Origin of the sequence: Shewanella sp. 10N.286.45.A1 (assembly GCF_041470405.1) — a bacterium.
GTDB lineage: Bacteria > Pseudomonadota > Gammaproteobacteria > Enterobacterales > Shewanellaceae > Shewanella.
Window position 1 is genome coordinate 1 of sequence record NZ_JBFRMK010000183.1, and the last position, 989, is coordinate 989.

1 protein-coding gene is annotated in these 989 nt (G+C 36.7%); it reads right to left on the bottom strand.

Annotated features, from left to right (window positions below):
• Nucleotides 1–18: 18 nt before the first annotated feature.
• The gene (locus tag AB4238_RS14350) at nt 19–759 is read right to left on the bottom strand and encodes a serine protease (RefSeq protein ID WP_372034026.1); all 741 of its coding nucleotides are present in this window, start codon (nt 757–759) and stop codon (nt 19–21) included.
• Nucleotides 760–989: the final 230 nt, after the last annotated feature.

Consider the following 989-nt stretch of genomic DNA (forward strand, 5'->3'; position numbering starts at 1 on the left):
ATCCTTATACGTTATGTTTTATTTATCCGAGTATTCAGCCCCTTCGAGGAGCACCTTGATAGTTTCTTTATTTTTGCCAGGATACACACCATTCTCCTGCAGTAGAATTAGCAGCGGTTCAACTGATATTGCTGAAGAATATCCCAGTTCTTCTGATTGGTTATTCATTACTAATGACTCAGTAAGAACTCCAAGTAAGAAACCATATTCACTTATTACAGGACCACCGCTGTATCCGCCTCGGCCCATATTTGATATTACAAAATGCGGATGTGGGCCATTATATTTATCAACTACAGCATTAACTTCACCTTCAGAAGCAAGTAAAACTGGCCCATTAGAAAATGGTATAGGTGGATACCCCATCAGAAGAACTTTAGACAGAACTAATTCATCCCCAATCCAGTCATCTAAATGACCACCAATACCTAAGTGATCAGTTTGAATAAAACCATCAGGAGGATTCATAATAGTAGTTTTTGTTAGGTAATGTGAAAGATCTAAGTCAGTTTTAATTATTGCTAAGTCTATTTTATCGTCGCGATGACAAATTATTTTTTCAATTTTTAAATCTTGGTTACAATACTCAGAAACTATCTCTTCAATTTCCCCACCATTTACAACATGTGCAGCAGTAGCAAGCCATCCATCTCCAATATGGAATGCAGAGCCATTACTCAAGTCCCCTTCAGCAGTCCTAACTGTTATTCGAACCATTGAATATTTATACGTTTGAAATAGGTGTGTAAAATTTTTCACGGGAATCCTTTAAAACATAACAGTATATTAGGCTGAATTCCGAATAAGAACAGTCAGCCTAGTTAATCCAACGCTAACAAGGTAACCTTAAATGTCCTTTTAATCAATGCCTTAATAGGCATGTTGCTATGAGTTCACTGACTCTGCTGATAGTGAAAGTCAGAATTTGCATATTTGTGATGTAGGGTTACGTAGATACTGGTTAAAGGTGCTTATAAACAACCACTTAG